The sequence below is a fragment of the Hubeiibacter jixunmingi genome, from assembly GCF_041928215.1.
Lineage (GTDB): Bacteria > Pseudomonadota > Gammaproteobacteria > Pseudomonadales > Moraxellaceae > Acinetobacter.
In genome coordinates, this window is record NZ_JBHFHK010000117.1 from 1 (window position 1) to 1,807 (window position 1,807).

Genomic DNA, 1,807 nt, shown 5'->3' on the forward strand with positions numbered 1-1,807 from the left:
TTAAGCAAGGGCTTCTTGATGACTATATTTGTGAGCAACTTCGTTGCCCTTCGGTTAGGTTTGCGTAAGTCCTAATTATATCAAAATTTATGAATATATGAGAATAAGTATTTTTTACAATGAATCACTCACTTATCATACACAAATAACTCGGAAGCACATGACAAGCTTACTGCAAACTGCTTCACTTAAAAACAAAAAGACAGATATATCTATCTGTCTTTTTGATGTTGTGCTGTTATTTAACTTGGCAATTTTGCAATATAACAACGCCATTTGCATCAGTCTTTAAGCTATTTAAAGAATTCACCATTGATTGGGTAAAATTTCTTTCACTTGGTGTGGTGATGCTCAGCATGTAGTTTTTATTGGCGTATACTAGATTGTCGCCACCACCATAATTACGATTTAATACCATTTTTTCAATTTGATTATTAAATGATGCGGTTGCCATATTGCCCGTGTAATTAACAGAAAGAGTTTGGTTGTTATCACATTGGTAGGTCATATCAGCAACGCCCTGAGGCTGATGCAGGTCACTAATATAAGCTGTCAAATTGTAATTGATAGGTGCGTTTGATTTTCTCGCATCATTACGCGTTTGCCCGATGATAAGCTGATACTCACCTGTATAAGGCAATATCTGATAGTCACCCGCTAAACTGTCCGTCGCACTCCCTACACCCTTACCCAGATATTCAAGCCCCAATTCAATTTTTTGGCTTGTATCTTGCCTAACCACTCTTAGTAACTGACCTTTTTTGCCATAAAACTGATATTTTTCTACATCATACCCAGAGATATTGCCAGTGATTCTTTGTCTTTGCTCAACGTTTATTTGATTAGCTACTGAAGTAGCAGATGTGGGTTGTTCAACTTTAGATGGTGTGGCAGTTGTCGTGCAACCCGACAACAAGCCTAAGCTCAAGCCCAAAACCGTAATATTCATAAATTTTACTGACATAACTCATCCTCTATTTAAATAATATCATTGACTGGCAATACCCAATCAAGACTACTAAACCATATTAATGATTATTTACACCAACAACAAAAAAGACAAATGTCACCATTTGTCTTTTTCTTAGCAATTATTGTTAGATTGAAACAATATTACTTGCTTGGTCGCCTTTTTGACCTTGGGTTACGTTGTATGATACACGTTGACCTTCGGTAAGGGTTTTAAAGCCTGAGCCAGAAATTTCGCTAAAATGTGCGAACACATCTTTACCGCCATTGTCTTGAGAAATAAAGCCAAAGCCTTTTGCTTCGTTAAACCACTTTACTGTACCGTTTGCTTGATTTGACATGATATATACCTTTTGTATAATTTTTTTGATTGGTCTTATGACCGTTAGTGCTTGAACTTAGCCCCTACACAAGGCAGGCATTGGTTTAGTGATTAAATCAAAATCTTGAACGAAAGGATATTGTAAAACAAGACACTTAAATACAGATTGAAAATGATAATACTTTTTAAACTTCAGACTCTTCTCTAGCTGTCTTGTAGTATATAGGATTATTAAGATTAAGCAAGCATTAAAAGTGTTTTTGTGAAAAATAAATGATTAAGGGTTGATTTTTATAGGATTATTTAATAAAACACAAGCTTACACCAACACTGGACTATTCTCATTAAAAACCCAAACCTGATGCAATCTATCTAAAATTCGCTCATTTCACATAAATGACTTATAATATAGCTGATAGCAACACTTACACAATTATAGTAGTAGGACTTACGCAAACCTAACCGAAGGGCAACGAAGTTGCTCACAAATATAGTCATCAAGAAGCCCTTGCTTAA

The 1,807-nt window shown here is 35.3% G+C and carries 2 protein-coding genes; both read right to left on the bottom strand.

The features are described 5' to 3' along the window. Positions 1 to 238 precede the first annotated feature (238 nt). Positions 239 to 964 carry a hypothetical protein gene (locus tag ACEYX7_RS10850; protein ID WP_374805530.1) on the bottom strand — a complete coding sequence of 242 codons (726 nt, stop codon included), beginning with the start codon at positions 962 to 964 and terminating at the stop codon, positions 239 to 241. 133 nt (positions 965 to 1,097) lie between these two features. Continuing rightward, a complete protein-coding gene (gene cspE / locus ACEYX7_RS10855; protein ID WP_374805532.1) occupies positions 1,098 to 1,310 on the bottom strand; it encodes a transcription antiterminator/RNA stability regulator CspE in 213 nt (70 codons plus the stop codon). Positions 1,311 to 1,807 lie beyond the last annotated feature (497 nt).

What these genes read in the sequence shown, in the direction of transcription:
- ACEYX7_RS10850 (WP_374805530.1), bottom strand. Translation starts at nt 964, where the DNA reads ATGTCAGTAAAATTTATGAATATTACGGTTTTGGGCTTGAGCTTAGGC.
- cspE (WP_374805532.1), bottom strand. Translation starts at nt 1,310, where the DNA reads ATGTCAAATCAAGCAAACGGTACAGTAAAGTGGTTTAACGAAGCAAAA.